This is a genomic window from Planctobacterium sp. AWM4_229, from assembly GCF_056160305.1.
This window is the reverse complement of sequence record NZ_JBSWWX010000007.1, coordinates 35,576-53,289: the sequence shown is the minus strand read 5'-3', so window position 1 is coordinate 53,289 and position 17,714 is coordinate 35,576. Positions and strand designations below refer to the sequence as shown.

The following is a 17,714-nucleotide window of genomic DNA, read 5'->3' as shown; positions in this document are numbered from 1 at the left end:
ACAGGCCGTCTTGTCGGCCTCTATTATTTTTCTGCCGCAGTCTTGTAGACTTTGGCAATGCCATTAAAGAAGGTTAAATAATAATTACTGATATGACTTTGATCCGCCATGACATGAGAGCTCCAATTCAAGTTTTCTGGTGAACTGTCTGCTAATAGTTTTGAGAAACGCTGAAAAGCGGAAAATTCTGATTCACCTTCTTCATGTTGCGCGGCGATGGTCAGGTAAAGGTGTGTTTGTTTTTGGAGTTCGTGTTCTGATAACTGATTGTAAATACGCTCTGCGTCACCCTGTAAAGGGGGGCTGGCAGCAATCACTCTTGAAAATTGCTGTGGTTGGGCCGCCATCAAGTCTAATGCAAAAAATCCAGCCAGTGAGTGGCCATAGAGTAATGCACTGTCGCTGGCTCTGTAGTTCTTTCTTATATAACTACGCAGTTCACTGGTAATGAAATGGCTAAATGCTGCGCGATTGTGATACAGATCTTGCTCTCTCGCCCCATCTTCTTTTTTATTGTTAATGGCGACAATTATCATCTCCGGGACATTGTTCAGTTCTTGATGCAAGCGGGTGGCAAGAATGGCATGGGGCAAATGTCGCTCACCATCTAACAAATAGAGTGTTGCATAGTCTTTATTGGTGCTCTGGTAGCTCTCGGGAAGATAAACCGTGATACTCCTGTCTTGCTTAAGTTTCTCAGAGGGAACGACAACCTGTTTTACTTCGGCAATCTTAAGTTGCGTTTCGTCACCTGTTTGAGCAATCACGGATGTTGATGACAGGCAGAATAAAAAAAGAACAAGCAGACGTTTGAGCATTATTTGTCGATTCCCGATAGTACCTGGATAGTGGGTAAGTGAGTCGGGGTTATAACATTGGTTAATTTAAAAGAAACATCACTTCGGTCGAGATGTTGTTTATTTCAGATAAAAGACAGATTTTTGTGTGAACATCAAAAGCAACCCGTGTGTTAGTCACACAAAAAAGGCAGCCATTTTAGCTGCCTTGATTATGCTTTATTGCTTATTGATTAAAGCGCGTATGTGTCCATAAACAGCTTTTTGATACGCTCTTCATCGACTTGCAATGCGGCTTGCATCACCGGGGCGTCTTCCCATTGGGGTGACATCATCTTATCCAGTGGAGCAAAGGTTGTTTGTCCGTAGCATAGCGGATCAGTGGCTACGCGGAACTTGCCCTGCTTCATATCAAACAGGGTGGGGTCAATCACGTAGGCCAAAGCCATTGCATCGTGGAAATAACACACCTCTTCATCGGAATTCTGGAATACTTCCGAGTAGAATTTTGCGTAAAACTGTGCAGCTTGATGAACGAAGCCACCCAGCTTAGGGTTAACCTCAGCCAGTTTGCCCAAATATTCCTGGTTGTAAGAAACCGCATAGGTAACATCAAGGCCAATCATGGTCAGTGGCCAATCCGCTGAAAAAACGATATCCGCTGCGTGCGGATCATTCCAGATATTCGCTTCTGCTACTGGCGTGACATTACCGGGTACTTGCGCAGCGCCGCCCATGATCACCACACCTTTAAGTAGCTTGGTGATCTCAGGCTCCATCTTCAATACCATGGCTAAATTGGTGAGTGGACCAATCGCTACCAAGGTAACTTCCCCCGGATATTGCTTAGCGGTATCGATAATAAATTGCGCTGAACTGCGCGGATCTAAGGGTTTATCAGACAGTTTTGGATGGATGTTGCCAAAACCATCGTCACCATGCACAAAGTGAGCATAGCCCGATTCAGGACCCACCCAAGGTAACCCCAACCCTTCGCAAACAGGGATATCTTTTTCCGCGATGTCACACAGAGTCACGGCATTGCGAGCAGCCATTTTGACTGGCACATTGCCAAATACCGAAGTGAGACCCAATACGTCTAGATCAGGTGACTGAAACGCGAAAAAGATGGCCATTGCGTCGTCGATACCCGGATCGGTATCAATGATAATTTTTTCTGCCATGTTGATTCCTTGTGTTTACGTAAAATAATTACCCTTGTTCAGCCAAAAACGCTTCGACTTCTTCAAGGGTAGGAATGGATTGGGCGGCACCCACTCGGGTAACAGCAACCGCAGATGCAGCACAGGCCTTTCGGATGCACTGTGCAGGTTCAGACTCTTGCATGTAGCCTGCTAAAAAGTAACCAATAAAGGTGTCTCCAGCGGCAGTAGTATCCACCGCCTGCACTGAAAATGCTTCGGCAAAGGTATTGCCGGTACTGGTGATAAGTTTGGCGCCCTTGGCACCCAAGGTAATGATGACTGCTGTGTCAGGTAGCTCTTGTTTAAACCAGCCCTCCATCGCTTCCAGTTCATCGGCTCCCGTTAGCGCTTCGGCTTCTACCTCATTGACAATGAGCAGATCAATTTTGTGCAACGGCAAGCTCTTTACCGACTCTGTCATAGGGGCAGGATTAAAAGCCACCTTGAGTTTTTGCTCATTAGCTTGTTCGATAACTTCAGCAATGGCATTAGTTTCGTTTTGCATCAATACCCAGTCGCCCGGTGACGCACTGTCTAATGCCTGGCGGATAAGATCATCCGATAACTCATGGTTTGCGCCCGCAAACAGAATAATGGAATTTTCACCGGAATCTGCCACTTGAATGATGGCGTGGCCAGACGGCGTTTCGGTGCCTCTGACATATTTACAGTCAACGCCAGCTCTGATTAGAGACTGCTTCATGGAAAAGTCCGACTCATTGATTAAGCCGACATGTTTTATGTCCGTACCTGCTTTAGCCAGTGCGATAGACTGGTTGGCGCCTTTGCCACCAAGCAGTTTTTGATATTGTTTGGATGCCAGTGTCTCGCCTGGCTGCACAAAATGCTCTACCTGATACACGTGATCAATATTGATAGAGCCGAAATTGATTATCGCCATAGATTGTTCTTCACTCATTATTACGATTATTAACTGTAGAACATTTACTGCTTTTGAACTACGACAATTTCCCGAATTTTGCCTAAAACCTGACCAGTTGGTCAAATTTAATTGTTTAAATGTTTTAATTTTCTATTTATTGGAATGATATAGCCGAATTAATGCAATTTTATTTCTTTTAATGAGAACGGATAATGAGTCCATCAAATACAAAGATTGAATCAGGAGAATTATTATGATGACTTATCGTCCCGCACAAGAAAGAGGTCAGGCAAACTTTGGTTGGCTGCAAAGCTATCACTCCTTTTCGTTTGGCAGTTATTACGATCCTAACCATACAGGACATGGCAAGTTGCTGGTGATTAATGACGATTATGTCGAGCCAAGTCAGGGTTTTGGTACTCATCCGCACCGCAACATGGAAATTCTGAGTTATGTGATGGAGGGCACTATTGCCCACAAGGATTCTGAGGGTAATGAATATCATGTACCCGCAGGTGACTTCCAATTAATGTCCGCTGGCAGTGGTATTACTCACAGTGAATTTAATCCATCGAATTCAGAGGCGCTGAAGTTTTTGCAAATCTGGATCACGCCTGATGTGACAGGTACTAAGCCGGGTTATCAGCAAAAGGCATTTAATCAATCGGGTAACACTCAGTTGATTTTGTCTCCTGATGGTGCCGATGGCAGTTTGGTGATCAAACAACAAGCCTGGTTAACCAGAGTGCGATTGTCTCAAGGAGAGTCGTTAGATTTTACCTTGAACCGCTCGCAGAACAGCTACGTGCACATGGTCAAAGGCGAAGTTGCGACAAACGGCCAGGCATTGGCTCCCGGAGATGGCTTAAAGCTGCATGACGAAACGGATATTCAGGTATTAGCTAATTCAGATGATGTGGAATTTCTATTGTTTGAGGTGTAGATACCAGTTTCGATGAAAACCTTTGTTGCTATTGTTTGAGCGGCATTGACGGCTTGAATACTGATTTTGTTGGACTGAAGTCCAACCTACATGAGTCAGCTTTTCAGGAAAACAATTTTTACGTGTAGACAGAAAAGCAAAAGAGCGGAATATTCCGCTCTTTTTCATTCCCAAAATGTCGTCGTTCAGGGGTACCCAGAACCGTATAGTTCAGGGCGGAAGCATCGTTGCTACCGTAGGCTTCATGGTACTAGCCAGGCTTGCTCAATAGTAACAAAGTCAACTTCCTTAGATGTTAGCATCGGCTCGGGACATAACTGAACTAACAAACATCTCAGGAGAATTAAGTTTAAAAGGAAATGGCGCGTTTTACAAAGGGGTTTGAGTTTGTTTGCGCAGTTTTCGCGCAAGCAATTGTAACTAGGGCCGTTTTTCTTTGAGTAATTGTGAAGCTTTGCTGGCGGCATCGGCAATCGCTGAGCCTCCTGTGCGTTTATTCAAATCTTTCTGGTGGGGGGTAACCATGGCCGCGGCCTGACTCTCAGCCAACTGTTTAGCCGCTGCTTTGTCTTTTTCCTGCTGTTCTACAATGGAACGGCACAAATTTAACGCGGTCATCATAATGATGTCTTCGCGGTTAGTGAGTCCGGAACCTTTTTTAGTGGCCTGCAGTTGCTGGTTTAACAAGTCTTCAGTTTGCTTCAGAACGGTTTCTTCACCCGATGGACAGCGCACCTTATACTGGCGCCCAAAGAGGTTAATAAACTGCGTTTTGGATACTGTCATTGTTATTGTTCTGCCCGGAAAACCGTTTGTTTTTTAGATCTTGAGAATTTGATTGTGGATTATCGCATTAGTGTTTGCAACCTAATCAAATTACAACATGTTGCAAACACTATATGCGTTATGAAATCGCAATTTTCAATGGTAGGATATAAGCAAATAACGAAGTGGATTTGTTTTGTCAGACAAAGAGTTAAGTTTTGAACAAATAGCCAATGAATTGTTGGCTAATAAAGTGAGCAGTGACCCTGCAGAGTTGCACGGTATATTGTGTGGCATGGTATCTGGTGGCATGAGTCTGGATAACCAAGACTGGATCAATAGTCTGTCGGATTTCATCAATACCGGCGAGAAATTTCCATCGGAAATAGAAACCCTGATCTTTCAGGTGTTTGAAGCCTCGTGTACGCAACTGTTAGACGGCGAGTTTTCGTTTCAGCTGTTGTTACCTGAAGATGCCGCGCCCATTAGTGAACGAGCCCAAAGTCTGATCTCATGGGTACAGGGTTTCTTGTTGGGCTTTGGCGTACAGCAGGACGGGCAACATAGTTTGTCTGACGAAGTTAAAGAGGCCTTGAGCGATTTTGCTGAAATCGCCCGTATGGAAAGTGACATGCCAGAGTCGGAAGAGTCAGAGCAAGCACTATTTGAAGTAGAAGAATACGTGCGCATTTCCGCAATGCTGTGTTTTGGCGAATTAGGCAAAACCGGAGAAACCGATCTCTCATCTTTCAGAACTATTCACTAATACATTGTTATGAACAGCAAAAGCGAATTGTTAAGCCGCCGACAAGCCTTGTTGGCGCAGTTGCCTGCTAATTCAGTTGTCATTATACCCTCTGCGCAGGAAGTCACCCGCAGTAACGATACTGAGTATTTGTTTCGTCAAAATAGCTACTTTTGGTATTTCACTGGCTTTGCTGAGCCTGATGCCTGTTTGGTGTTGAGCAATCTGGAAGGCGAATTTCAAGATTTTATATTTTGTCGCGCAAGCGACCGCCAGGCGGAAATCTGGCAAGGGCGCAGGCTGGGAGTAGAGCAAGCCGCAGAGACGCTGGGTATTGCAGAAAGCTATGACATTAGTGATTTACCCGAAGCTTTGTTGTCCTTATTAGATGGCAGTGAACAACTGTATTTCTCCCTAGGTGATGACGCCGAAATGGAACAAATGGTATTGGGCACGGTAGAAGCGCTGCGTAAAGCGCCGAAACAATCTAAAAAAGCGCCAGTGGCTATTATTGAGCCCAAACCGTTAATGGATGAAATGCGCTTGTTTAAGTCCGAAGCCGAGCTTGAAATCATGCGCAAAGCGGCTGCCATTTCGGTGAGTGCCCATAAAAGAGCGATGGCATTTTGCACTCCTGGAGTAATGGAGTATCAACTGGAAGCGGAAATTCACCACGAGTTTGCCATGCAAGGGGCGCGTCAACCCGCCTATAACACGATTGTTGGGGCAGGGGATAATGCCTGCATTTTACATTACACCGAAAACAGTGATGTGATTGAAGATGGCGAATTGGTGCTCATTGATGCCGGTGCCGAACTGCATGGATATGCTGCTGATATTACTCGTACATTTCCCGGTAGTGGCCGCTTTAGCGAAGAGCAAGAGTTGCTCTATAACATTGTATTGGCAGCACAAGAAACCGCGTTTAAGCACATTAAACCCGGCAACAGCCTCAAGGCTGCCGCCGATGCCGCAATTGAAGTGATCACTGCTGGATTGGTGGAGCTTGGCTTGCTAACGGGTGAGGTGTCGGAAAACATAGCAGGGCAAAAACATCGGCAGTTTTATATGCACGGTCTTGGCCATTGGTTAGGCCTGGATGTGCACGATGTGGGCGACTATAAACGCAACGGAGAAGATCGGGCTTTCGAACCCGGTATGGTCTTAACCGTTGAACCCGGTATCTACGTGGCACCAGACGCGGACGTCGACGCCCGTTGGCGCGGTATTGGTATTCGCATAGAAGATAATGTTCTGGTTACCGAAGCAGGCATTGAGAACCTGACCCAGGGCTTGCCCAGAACCGTCGATGAAATTGAACAGTTTATGGCGCGCTCTTAAGAGGGAATAATGTCTGAAGTGACATCGCAGCAAACTTATGATTTGGTGATTTCCGGAGGCGGAGCGACTGGCTGGTCGTTGCTGTTGTCTCTGCAAACCATGCTACCTGCTGATAAACCCTTCAAAGTGGCTCTTATTGATAGTTTTGACCCCAACAAAGTGCAAAACCATCCGGGCTTTGACGCTCGCGCCTTAGCATTGTCAAAACAAACTTTGCAGTTTTTTCAAAGAATGGGTATTGCCGAAGATATTGCCAAGCGCGGCACAGCCATTAAAACCATACAAGTCAGTGATAAAGGCGCTGCCGGGCAAGTCCGACTGCATCACAGCGATTATCATGAATCAGAGCTGGGTATGGTGATGGAAGCTCAGGATTTGGGAGCAGTTTTGCTGGAATGCGCTGAACGAAATTTGCAAAAACAAGCCTTGAGTCATATCGAGCTTGTGCGTTTGCAACCAGACAAAATACAGTCCGCAGAAACCAAGCGAGACAGCATTCAGATAACCACTGAAAATGGCCAGCAGTTAACGACAACCTTGCTGGTATTAGCAGAAGGCACTCAATCCAGCTCTAAAGCGCTTTTTAATATCGACGTAACGCAAAAGCCATATCAACAACACGCGATTATCGCCAATGTGGTGACAGAGTTGCCACCCAATAACACCGCGTTTGAACGTTTCACGGCATCTGGTCCCTTAGCTTTTTTACCTATGACAGAGCAGCGCAGCGGCGTTGTTTGGTCTGTGGCCTCTGCCGATGCTGAGCAACTGCTGGCATTAGATGACAAGAACTTTATCCAGCAATTACAAACTCAGTTTGGACAGCGCTTAGGCAAATTAATAAAGGTGGGTAAACGCCAGTCTTATCCCCTTAATTTGCAGAAAAGCGACGACAGTTTCAGTCACCGAGTGGTGTGCATTGGCAATGCCGCGCAAACATTGCACCCTATTGCGGGACAAGGGTTTAACCTGGCACTAAGGGATGCCTGGCAGTTGGCGAAATGCATTGCCAATACAGTACAACATAATCAAGACATTGGGGCCTATCGAAGCCTTTGCCAGTTTAAGCTCGAGCGTAAGCAGGACCAGCAGCAAACGGTGTTCTTAACCGACTCACTGGTGCACCTGTTCTCCAACAATAATGCATTGTTGACGGCTGGCAGAAACATCGGCTTATTGCTGATGAACAACAAACAAAAGTTAAAGGACGGTTTCGCCAGAATTGCCATGGGGCAGCGCAGCGGAGCACAGCTATGATGAAACAAAAAGATATCGTAATTGTCGGTGCCGGTATGGTGGGCTTAACCTGTGCTTTAGCGTTGGCGCCTTCCGGGTTAAACATTGCCGTCATTGATGCCGCTGAAAAAAGTGCCGCACCCGCTGGTGAACCAGAGCTGCGGGTGAGCGCTATCAGTAAAGCCAGCCAATCAATATTTGAAAACTTAGGCGTGTGGCAGCACCTCAATGCCCAACGTATCACGCCTTACACTGCCATGCAGGTGTGGGAGCAAGATAGTTTTGCCCGTATTGGTTTTAACGCGGCGGACGTTTTTACCGATGATTTAGGCCATATCATTGAAAATCGCAATATTACTGCGGCACTGACTCATGTGGTGGAGTGCACTGATAATATCGAACTTATCAGCGGCGTTAAAATTGACAAGTTATCGCTGGGGCAAGGTACACAGGTATTGCAGTTGGCCGATGGCGATTTGTTGACCTGTCGCTTTGTTATCGGTGCCGATGGTGCCAACTCCATGGTGGGTAAAGTAGCCAATTTTGCCCAAACCTGGTGGGATTACGATCAAAAAGCCATTGTCGCAACGGTGCGAACACAATTGCCTCATGGGCATGCTGCCAGGCAGGTGTTTACGGCCCAAGGTCCGTTGGCATTACTGCCACTTTGGCAACCCGAACAATGCTCTATCGTTTGGTCTCAAAGCACTGACAAAGCTAATGAATTGCTGAGCCTGGACGAGTCAGACTTTAACAAAGCCCTGGCAACTACCTTTGATATGCAGGCTGGCCAGATAAAACTGTGTTCAGAACGTCAGTGTTTTCCACTAAAAATGCGTTATGCCAGACAGTGGTTGGGCGAAGGGGCTATGGTCATTGGTGATGCCGCCCATACCATTCATCCGCTTGCCGGGCAGGGCGCTAACTTAGGGCTTTTGGATGCTGCCAGCGTTGCAGAACAAATTTGCCAGCTGGTGGAACAGGACAAAGACATTACCCAAGTACGCTATTTACGCCCTGTAGAGCGCTGGCGCAAGGCGGAAGCGGCGAAGATGGTAGCCAGTATGGAAACCTTTAAACGTTTGTTTTCCGGCGAGCAGCCTTTGAAGAAGCTTATTCGCGGTGCCGGTATGTCGCTGGTTAATGAGATCACGCCGTTAAAATCCGACATCATTAAACAAGCCATGGGGATCTCGGGTAAGTTGCCGGCATTGGCGATGAAACACTAATTGGGTTTGATCCGCCCTCGGTACTTATATTTTTAACTCATTGCGCTGGATAAGAGCTACGCAAGCTGCAACCACCTCTTTGTCATACAATGTACCTGCATGAGCTTGCAGTTCTTTCATTGCCGCTTTTAATCCAACGGCTGGACGATAGGGGCGATGGCTTGCCATGGAGTCGAGGGTATCGGCAACAGCAATGATTTTTGCTTCAATAATAATGTCTTCATCTTTTAAACCATCCGGATAGCCAGAGCCATCTAGTCGTTCATGGTGTTGCCGCACCATCGCTTCAATTGGCCAGTTAAATTTAATATTTTTGAGTAAGTCGGCGCCTGCTTCAGGGTGCTCTTTAATGATGGCGTATTCGTGTTCACTCAACGCCGTGGGTTTGGTGAGAATATCTGTCGGCACCTGAATCTTGCCGATGTCATGAATGATAGCCCCTAGTTCTAGTCCTTCAATGGTGTGAGCTTTAAGTCCTAGCTCTTTCCCAATTGCAACACTGATACGAGCTACATTTTCTTCATGGCCTGCGGTATAGGGATCGCGCTTTTCTAATGTCGCTGCCAGGGCATAAACAGTTTGCTTGAGGGTTTGCGACACTTCGGCTTGGGCTCGTCGCTCTCTGCGCTTTTGCTCTAATTCTTCGGAAATATCCTTGATAAAAGCGAAAAATATGCCGCCATCGATGTCGATGTATGAGGTTTCTACTTCAACAGGATACAAAGAACCATCTTTTTTACGTTGTTTAGAGCGAAACACCACAGCACCCTTCTCGGCGATGGATGCCATGCGCTTGCGAGTGTCGGTCTTTTGTTCAACAGCATCAAAGTTCCAGATATATTTGCCGCAAACCTCCTTTTCCTCAAAACCACTCATGCGTAAGTAAGCGTTGTTAACCTGTAAAATTTGTCCCCTGGCGGTGACCACCCAAAACCCCATGGAGGTCGCATTGAGAGAAGCTATATACCTCTGGTTAAGCAGGTTCACCCGGTTTGACAATTCAATTTCTTCTGAAATGTCACGGGAAAAGCCGCAATAAAGTAACTGCCCCTCAAACTGGATAGTGCTAATGTGAATTTCTACATGGATCAGTTCACCTTCGTGATTGATATGTTGCGAGTATATGCGTTTGGTTTTGCAACTATTTAGCTCAGTTGTGATGCTCTTCCAGTCGTCTTCATCAGTAAGGTTATCTACTTCAAAGACGTGCTTTTTTAACAAAGCTTCACGTGTGTAGCCCAGCGTCTTACAGGCCGCTTCGTTAACCCAAACCAGTTGCCCGGCAGCATTGGCAACGTATATTTGAAGTGCGATGGCATCCAGCATTTCCTGAAATGGGATTGCATTTTGAAAATGGCTTGCTGATATCACGTCATTGTGGTCCATGTCAGGTTGTATCCTTTTTTATGGGACTTTTTAGTGTTACCCGAATTGGGTATTTTGGGGTAAATGTGGAGATACTTACTTTGAAAATAGCAGAGTTTTTAGAGATTCGTGAGAAAACGAAGCGTCATACTCGGTTTTGTGTTGCAAATTTGAGGCCCTGAAACAATACTGAAAAAAATATGGGAGTATTGCTATGAAAATCACCTCTTCTTTGAGTTCGCAAAAAAAGCGCAATGCCAATTGCCAGATAGTGCGTCGTCGTGGGCGAGTGTACGTATTGAATAAGTCTAATCCGAGATTTCAGGCGAGGCAGGGCAGTTCAATGCATCCCAATCAGGGGCGAGCTGCCCATGCTAATGCGGCGCAGAATACAGGCTCGCCACTGAGCAATACCGGACGAAAATCTCACGCTGAAGATTAAATTGATATCAGTGTAAATAGATCAGCATTAAAAAAGGCCAGCATTTGCTGGCCTTTGTTATTTCTGAGGCTTTTTAACCTCTGGCGTTATTTAACCTTCATGCCCGGCTGTGCACCTTCGTGAGGTTCTAGTATCCACAAATCTTTACCGCCAGGTCCGGCAGCAAGTACCATGCCTTCGGACATGCCAAAACGCATTTTACGAGGTGCCAGGTTGGCCACCATCACGGTCATTTTGCCCACCAGATCTTCGGGTTGATAAGCACTCTTGATACCTGCGAATACCTGACGTGTTTCGCCACCAAGATCCAGTTCAAAACGCAAAAGCTTATCGGCACCTTCGACGTGCTCTGCTTTAGCGATGCGTGCTACCCGCAAATCCACTTTAGCAAAATCGGCAAATTCGATAGTTTCACCAATGGGATCTTTAGCAAGGGGGCTATCGGGATCTACGGTCACTTTCGCTTGTAAATCTTCTTTGGAGGCTTCCACCATCTTCTCCACTTTGTCAGCGTCAATGCGTTGCATCAAAGCTTTAAATTTATTGATATCGTGGCCCAATAACGGGCTTTGAATTCCTGACCAGGTGAGTTCGCTGTTGAGGAACTGCTCGGTCTTTTCAGCTAACACCGGCAGTACAGGTTTCAGCCAGGTCATCAAAATACGGAACAGGTTGATACCCAAAGAACATACCTGATGAGTTTGTTCTTGCAGGTTCTCGTCTTTTATCGTTACCCAAGGAGCTTGCGCATCAATGTACTGGTTGGCTTTATCAGCCAGTGCCATGATGTCGCGAATCGCTCTGTTGTATTGACGCGACTCAAACGACTGCGCAATGCCTTCGGATGCCGCCTGGAATTCTTCCAACAGTCCAGTTTCAGGTAGGTTGGCGGCTAATTTGCCATCGAACCTTTTACTGATAAAACCCGCACAGCGACTGGCGATATTGACTACTTTACCCACCAGATCGGCGTTGTTCTTCTGCACGAAGTCTTCGAAGTTCAGGTCGATATCGGTGACGCCATCATTGAGTTTTGAGGCAAAGTAATAGCGCAGGTATTCTGGCTCAAGATGATCCAGATAGGTACGGGCTTTGATAAAGGTACCTTTGGATTTTGACATTTTTGCGCCGTTCACGGTGACAAAACCGTGCACGTTAACTCCGGTGGGTTTGCGCAATTCAGCAGCTTCCAGCATGGCAGGCCAGAACAGACAGTGGAAGTAGGTGATGTCTTTACCGATAAAGTGGTAAAGCTCAGCGTCACTGTCTTTGTTCCAGAAGCTATCAAAGTCGAGATTGTTGCTGGCACAGAAGTTCTTAAAGCTGGCCATGTAGCCTACTGGCGCATCTACCCAAACATAAAAGAACTTGTTGGGAGCACCTGGGATCTCAAAACCAAAATAAGGGGCATCACGGCTGATGTCCCATTGCTGCAAGCCTTGCTCAAACCATTCTTGTAGTTTATTGGCGATTTCTGCTTGTACCGAAGAGCCCTTTAACCAGTCTTGCAACATGTCTTCGAATTGTGGCAAATCAAAGAAGTAATGCTCAGAATCCTTCAGTACCGGCTCTGCGCCCGATACCACTGATTTGGGGTTTTTCAGTTCCGTGGGGCTGTAAGTGGCACCGCAGTTATCACAGCTATCGCCGTTTTGGTCTTCTGCGCCACATTGTGGGCAAGTACCTTTTACAAAGCGATCCGGTAAAAACATCTGTTTTTCTGGGTCAAACAACTGGCTGATAGTACGTTGCTTGATAAAGCCGCGCTCTTTAGCGCGTAGATACACCATCTCACACAGCTCTTTGTTTTCTTCAGAGTGGGTGTTGTGGTAGTTGTCGTAAGAGACTAAAAAATCCGCCAAATCTTGCTGGTGCTCGGCTTGGGTACGGCGCACCATTTCTTCGGGCGTAATACCTAACTCGGCCGCTTTTAACATCACGGGCGTGCCGTGGGCATCGTCGGCGCAAACACTGTAACATTCGTGTCCACGCAGTTTTTGGAATCGTGTCCAGATATCAGTCTGGATGTGCTCAAGCAAATGGCCAAGGTGAATAGAGCCATTGGCGTAAGGTAAAGCACTGGTTACCAGAATTTTACGCGTTTCTGTGGTCATGATTACCTGAATGGGTTATTGAATAAAGAGGGCGAGAGTTTACAGAAAAAAACGCCTGATTTCATCTCGCATGAGGTGCTTATTTCGCATAATTAATGCACTTATTGGTGATAATTGTGGAACAGCGGGAAAAATCGGTTGACGTGCTGCGTTGAGCATTTGATCATTAGCGCAATTATTTGCCAATACAAGAGACGCTCCACGCATGAGGCTTTGCGATAAGGACATAATCAAATACCTGAACGACGGTGCTATCAGCATTTCTCCAACACCTGAAGAAAACATGATCAGCGGGGTTACCGTCGATATTCGTTTAGGCAATAAGTTTCGCGTGTTCGAAGATCACCAGGCGCCTTATATCGACTTGAGTGGTCCTAAAGCCGAAGTTGCCGCGCAGCTTGAAGCGGTGATGAGTGACGAGATTGAACTTGATGATGGCAAAGCCTTTTTCTTGCATCCCGGTGAACTCGCGCTTGCCGTCACCTATGAGTCAGTAACGCTACCGGCCAATATTGTAGGTTGGTTGGACGGGCGCTCGTCTTTGGCGCGTTTAGGCTTGATGGTACATGTTACCGCACACCGAATCGATCCGGGCTGGTCTGGCAACATCGTGCTGGAATTTTTTAATAGCGGTAAATTGCCCCTGGCATTGCGCCCTAAAATGAAAATTGGCGCATTGAGCTTCGAGGTGTTATCTGATTCTGCAGAGCGCCCCTACAACGCTCGGCTTGACGCTAAATACAAGGGCCAGGACGGTGCTATTGCCAGTCGAATCAGTGATGATGAAAAGGGCGATTCTTAACCGTATATCCCTTGTTTTGATGACGGTGGCACTGATACAAGCCTGCGCCACCGTGGCTCCCGTATCGGTAGACTTTCAGCCAGAGCAATACGACCCTTTCTTTCCCGGTTTTGAAAACGTCGAAACCATTCCTCAAGACACTATTTTTTATCTTAACGATAAAAGTAAAGCCTATGTGCGAGAGCGCGCCGAGCTGGCTGAAACAACCGAAGACAAAGCGTTATCTCTGATCAACGATTTGATGTCGCCATCTCAGTTAGCGCTGGATTATGTTTATGGTGCTAATACCGTCGCTCAGGAAACATTTGATAACGGAACTGCCAATTGTTTGAGTCTCACCATACTTGCCTATGCCATGGCACAAGAAGCAGAGCTGGAGGTGCGCTTTCAGGAAGTGTTTGAAGAAGAGTCATGGAATCAAGCTGGAGAGTTTGATTTAGCCAACGGCCATGTCAATTTATTGGTGGCCAGAAAGCCTCGCTTTAGTTTTTTGCCAGGCATGGTGACCCAAAAGCGTACCTATACCGTTGATTTTTTCCCCGAATCCCGTGAGGGCAGGGTCAAAACTAAAGAGCTGAGTAAAAGCCAGATAGAGTCCTATTTTTATTCTAATATTGGCGCACGCGCCATGATTGACGGGCAGTACAAGCGCGCATGGGCAAATTTTCGCATTGCGCTTAGCTTATTCCCACAAGACTCCTCCGCCTGGAACAATTTAGCCTTATTGCTAAGCCGTCAAGGCGCATTAGATGAAGCCATTGTGGCATTGCAAACGGCAACCAGGTTAGACAATAAAAACTATTCCGCGTGGGAGAACCTGGCAGGAATGTTGAGAAAGTCCGGTGATATTGAAGCCGCAGAAACTATCACCACTCGTCTTACCCGTATGCGTCTGGACAATCCCAATCATCACGTACGCTTGGGCAATCGACATTTTCTCAATGAAGACTGGCAGGAGGCCGAACAGGCATACCGCAAAAGCTTGCGTCTGCAAAAGAACAACCACTTAGCTTGGTTTGGGCTGGCCAAACTCGCTGCCCAAAAAGGTGATGAGCAGCTGGTGCGTGAGTATCTCAGTAAAGCCAAAGAGGTTGCCAATAGTGAAGGTTTCGCACGTCGGTATGCGCGTAAACTACACGCCCTTAATGAGACGCTTTAAGTTTCTCTATCTCTGCCCATAGCTCTTCTGCTTCGGCGGTTAGCATGGAATAGGTTTTAATGTCGCCACGGCGCTGGGCCAGCATGGCTTTCTCCAGCTTGGCATCGTATTGCTTGCGTAATTTCTTGATTGGATCTGATTTAAATAAACCGAACATACTCGTCACTCTTGGCTTTACATCAAATTACGACGCCAGCACCACAAAGGATCAATGCAGCGCATCACTGATGAATGTTTCAGCAGTCAGTATCATTCAGCGTGTTTAGTGATTGCAATTCAAAAAATTTTGAGTAATATGTGCGGCCTTCGGTCGGTGTGTGGCGCAGCTTGGTAGCGCACTGTCATGGGGTGTCAGGGGTCGGAGGTTCAAATCCTCTCACACCGACCAAATTTCCCCTTTAAAAACAAAGTAATAAATAAAATTTTCACTCTCAATAATTCGGTTATTTACAATCTTTCAAATCTGTACATCACCGGTGCATCACATTGAAGTGTTCTGCGCAACTAAATCAGGACACTTTTCTTAAGGAATTTTGCTCGTACTCTATTGGTGATAGATCACCATTAGCAGTATGAAGCCTCTCTAAGTTGTAATAGCGCATATACGCGGTCACGTCATTTTTCATATGCTCACGTGTTGGCTGAGGGACTTTCAACAGCCAGTCATGCTTTAAGCTGCCGAAAAACCGTTCAACAACGGCATTATCCCAACACGCACCAACATCACCCATGCTGGCTCGCATTCCGTAGCTCGCCAATAAATTGCGATAGCGTTTACTGGTATATTGTGAACCTCTGTCAGAGTGAAATACTAATCCCTCAGGCGGCTGCCGAAGGTTATAGGCTTTCATCAATGCTTTGCTGACCAGATCCGTTGTCATGCGTTTATCAACATGCCACCCAACTATACGACGAGAACATAAGTCCATTACAATAGCGAGGTACATCCAGCCCTCGCCAGTCCTGAGATAGGTCACGTCACCAGCCCAGACTTGATTAGGTGCAACAGGATTGAAATTCTGGTTCAGCAAATTATCCGCCACGGCGTCACTGTGCTTACGTTTGGTTATCACCTTATAGGCAACCCGCTGAGTAACAACCAATCCGAGTTTGGCCATGAGCTTTTGTACACCGTAATCACTGACATTAAAGCCCTCCTTGCATAAGCGTTTTCTCAGCTCTCGATAACCCAAGCTACTTCTACTTAGTCTGAAGGTAGCTTTGGCTCGTCGATACAGGTTGAGTTGCTCCGTGGTGATGATTTTTGCTGGCCTTGCGAGCCATGCTTAATACGCACTGCGACTGACTTTCATCAGTTTGCAAAGCTTTACCACAGGAAACTCCGAAGAGAGCTGCTTAACGGTCTCAAACGCTATTTGGTTTCCTTTAGCAGGAGGGCGCTGGCCTTTTTTAGTATCTCTTTTTCCATCCTTAGCTCTTTATTTTCCTTGCGAAGCCTTAACAGCTCAGCTCTTTCGTCAGTATTTAAACTGGCACCGGATTGCTCGGCTTCAAACTTGGCTTTCCAGTTATAAAGTAGCTTATCTGTGATCCCCAAAGACGCAGCGGCTTTAGGTACGCTATAACCTTGCTCGGTTACCAATGCCACGGCTTCTTGCTTAAACTCAGCCGTATAGCTTCTGTTGATTCTTTTTGTCATTTAACACCTCAATAATTGGATTATATTCCATTATTAAAGTGTCCTGTTTGATTAAAGCAGATCAGTCGAAGAAGTAACGTTCAATCAAATCAATATCATCAGGGCACGGCTTACCATTGTTTAACAGGCCGGCATCACTTAATGCACGATCAATGAATTCTTTTTTGTCAGCAACAGTTCCACCTCTATGCACAATGACATGGCGTAACAGCTCGATCAAGGTGATGACCAGACGTAAATTTACCTGGTAATGATTGTGTTTTTCAATTTCAGGGACACGGGGGTACACTTTTCTGAAGTGATTCATGATGCTGCGAGGCGCCTTTGCTTTTTTCTTTGCTTGCTTCAAAAACCACTGCAGATCTAAAGTTTGCAGCTCACTGAGCGTAACATTGCCATAGTCATTTAGCGGCCAAAAACCATTGTCAATAAAACCGGCATAAGCATAAAACCTGAACAAGGTATCTTCGAACACCTCATATGCCTCGGCTAAAAGCCACTGGAACTGTTTGTTTTTGTGCAAAATCAGTGAGGTACGCTGTTGGTCAATTGTTAATGACTTTCGACCATAAGGCAAAGAAGCACCACCGGTTGGGGTCTTAAAGTACATCGCATGTGACGCAATAGTTTGTCCCGATTGCAGTTTTTCGCGGTGCAGTTCTTCATAAGAGTTAAGGTTAGTTAATGTTGTTTGGCTTGTTTCTTTTATGTCCCGGTAGTACAGATTTAGCTGACACATTTTATTAAAACAGTCATCCAGAATTTCGTTTAAGGCCATGATGGTTAAATTATCTTTTCAGATCCTCGTCTTTCGGTGAAAAGTTTATCCGATTTTAGCTTAATTGATGTGAGTACACGCATCAACTGTTGGGTTCAAGCTCGGCAATCTACTGGGTGTTTGTTTCACTCAGTGATTGTTTTGAAATTATTTAAAAAAAATTTTTAAGACTGCTGCGAGCCAACCTCGTTTCATGTAACCCTCGGAAATGTCAGAGATGAATTCGCAAATTCTCTACGTAAAAAGTTTA

15 protein-coding genes, 1 tRNA gene, 1 other RNA gene and 2 pseudogenes are annotated in these 17,714 nt (G+C 46.1%); 9 read left to right on the top strand and 10 right to left on the bottom strand.

Going from position 1 to position 17,714, the window contains the following annotated elements; translation table 11 throughout:
- Positions 1–23: 23 nt before the first annotated feature.
- The 3 genes from ACXAGP_RS16020 to ACXAGP_RS16010 all read right to left on the bottom strand — a co-directional run bounded on the left by ACXAGP_RS16020 (position 24) and on the right by ACXAGP_RS16010 (position 2,903).
- Positions 24–818, bottom strand: coding sequence for an alpha/beta hydrolase (locus ACXAGP_RS16020; protein WP_475262572.1), 795 nt, complete (start codon positions 816–818; stop codon positions 24–26).
- A 212-nt stretch (positions 819–1,030) separates the two neighbouring features.
- Positions 1,031–1,981 carry a nucleoside hydrolase gene (locus tag ACXAGP_RS16015; RefSeq protein ID WP_475262571.1) on the bottom strand — a complete coding sequence of 317 codons (951 nt, stop codon included), beginning with the start codon at positions 1,979–1,981 and terminating at the stop codon, positions 1,031–1,033.
- A gap of 28 nt (positions 1,982–2,009) precedes the next feature.
- The gene (locus ACXAGP_RS16010) at positions 2,010–2,903 is read right to left on the bottom strand and encodes a ribokinase (protein ID WP_475262570.1); all 894 of its coding nucleotides are present in this window, start codon (positions 2,901–2,903) and stop codon (positions 2,010–2,012) included.
- A 235-nt stretch (positions 2,904–3,138) separates the two neighbouring features.
- On the opposite strand from ACXAGP_RS16010, the gene ACXAGP_RS16005 reads away from it, so the two are divergent.
- Positions 3,139–3,828, top strand: coding sequence for a pirin family protein (locus tag ACXAGP_RS16005; protein WP_475262569.1), 690 nt, complete (start codon positions 3,139–3,141; stop codon positions 3,826–3,828).
- A gap of 163 nt (positions 3,829–3,991) precedes the next feature.
- Here ACXAGP_RS16005 and ssrS read toward each other — a convergent pair.
- Together ssrS and ACXAGP_RS15995 are read right to left on the bottom strand one after the other, a co-directional pair.
- Positions 3,992–4,172: non-coding RNA, 6S RNA (gene ssrS / locus ACXAGP_RS16000), on the bottom strand.
- A 76-nt stretch (positions 4,173–4,248) separates the two neighbouring features.
- On the bottom strand, positions 4,249–4,614 hold the full coding sequence (locus tag ACXAGP_RS15995) for a cell division protein ZapA (RefSeq protein WP_475262568.1): 366 nt from the start codon (positions 4,612–4,614) through the stop codon (positions 4,249–4,251).
- A gap of 175 nt (positions 4,615–4,789) precedes the next feature.
- Between ACXAGP_RS15995 and ACXAGP_RS15990 the strand changes: the two genes are divergently transcribed.
- The 4 genes from ACXAGP_RS15990 to ACXAGP_RS15975 are packed head-to-tail and all read left to right on the top strand — an operon-like array spanning position 4,790 to position 9,144.
- Positions 4,790–5,359: a UPF0149 family protein gene (locus ACXAGP_RS15990; protein ID WP_475262567.1), complete on the top strand. Its 570-nt coding sequence runs from the start codon at positions 4,790–4,792 to the stop codon at positions 5,357–5,359.
- 3 nt (positions 5,360–5,362) lie between these two features.
- Complete coding sequence (pepP, locus tag ACXAGP_RS15985; protein ID WP_475262870.1) at positions 5,363–6,679, top strand: Xaa-Pro aminopeptidase; 1,317 nt, start codon at positions 5,363–5,365, stop codon at positions 6,677–6,679.
- Positions 6,680–6,688: 9 nt separating this feature from the next.
- The gene (gene ubiH, locus ACXAGP_RS15980; protein WP_475262566.1) at positions 6,689–7,936 is read left to right on the top strand and encodes a 2-octaprenyl-6-methoxyphenyl hydroxylase; all 1,248 of its coding nucleotides are present in this window, start codon (positions 6,689–6,691) and stop codon (positions 7,934–7,936) included.
- Positions 7,933–9,144: an FAD-dependent oxidoreductase gene (locus ACXAGP_RS15975; RefSeq protein WP_475262565.1), complete on the top strand. Its 1,212-nt coding sequence runs from the start codon at positions 7,933–7,935 to the stop codon at positions 9,142–9,144. The genes ubiH and ACXAGP_RS15975 overlap by 4 nt, the downstream gene beginning before the upstream one ends.
- A gap of 24 nt (positions 9,145–9,168) precedes the next feature.
- Here the strand turns inward: ACXAGP_RS15975 and ACXAGP_RS15970 are convergent, their stop codons facing one another.
- The gene (locus ACXAGP_RS15970) at positions 9,169–10,530 is read right to left on the bottom strand and encodes an HD domain-containing phosphohydrolase (protein WP_475262564.1); all 1,362 of its coding nucleotides are present in this window, start codon (positions 10,528–10,530) and stop codon (positions 9,169–9,171) included.
- 193 nt (positions 10,531–10,723) lie between these two features.
- Here ACXAGP_RS15970 and ykgO point away from each other — a divergent pair.
- Positions 10,724–10,846: pseudogene (gene ykgO / locus ACXAGP_RS15965) on the top strand (type B 50S ribosomal protein L36); the annotation flags it as partial.
- Positions 10,847–11,037: 191 nt separating this feature from the next.
- On the opposite strand, the gene metG reads toward ykgO, so the two are convergent.
- A complete protein-coding gene (metG, locus tag ACXAGP_RS15960; RefSeq protein ID WP_475262563.1) occupies positions 11,038–13,065 on the bottom strand; it encodes a methionine--tRNA ligase in 2,028 nt (675 codons plus the stop codon).
- Between the two features lie 205 nt (positions 13,066–13,270).
- On the opposite strand from metG, the gene dcd reads away from it, so the two are divergent.
- Both dcd and ACXAGP_RS15950 read left to right on the top strand, forming a co-directional pair.
- Entirely contained in the window at positions 13,271–13,867 is a 597-nt protein-coding gene (gene dcd / locus ACXAGP_RS15955) for a dCTP deaminase (protein WP_475262562.1), read from the top strand.
- Positions 13,827–15,026 (top strand): tetratricopeptide repeat protein, encoded by a 1,200-nt coding sequence (locus tag ACXAGP_RS15950; protein ID WP_475262561.1) that lies wholly within the window; start codon positions 13,827–13,829, stop codon positions 15,024–15,026. The genes dcd and ACXAGP_RS15950 overlap by 41 nt, the downstream gene beginning before the upstream one ends.
- Here ACXAGP_RS15950 and ACXAGP_RS15945 read toward each other — a convergent pair.
- Complete coding sequence (locus tag ACXAGP_RS15945) at positions 15,010–15,183, bottom strand: DUF6435 family protein (protein ID WP_475262560.1); 174 nt, start codon at positions 15,181–15,183, stop codon at positions 15,010–15,012. The genes ACXAGP_RS15950 and ACXAGP_RS15945 overlap by 17 nt on opposite strands.
- A gap of 154 nt (positions 15,184–15,337) precedes the next feature.
- Here ACXAGP_RS15945 and ACXAGP_RS15940 point away from each other — a divergent pair.
- Positions 15,338–15,414: transfer RNA gene (locus ACXAGP_RS15940), tRNA-Pro, on the top strand.
- Positions 15,415–15,535: 121 nt separating this feature from the next.
- Here ACXAGP_RS15940 and ACXAGP_RS15935 read toward each other — a convergent pair.
- A pseudogene (locus ACXAGP_RS15935) lies at positions 15,536–16,686 on the bottom strand (IS3 family transposase).
- Between the two features lie 61 nt (positions 16,687–16,747).
- On the bottom strand, positions 16,748–17,464 hold the full coding sequence (locus ACXAGP_RS15930) for a hypothetical protein (RefSeq protein WP_475262559.1): 717 nt from the start codon (positions 17,462–17,464) through the stop codon (positions 16,748–16,750).
- Between the last annotated feature and the right edge of the window lie 250 nt (positions 17,465–17,714).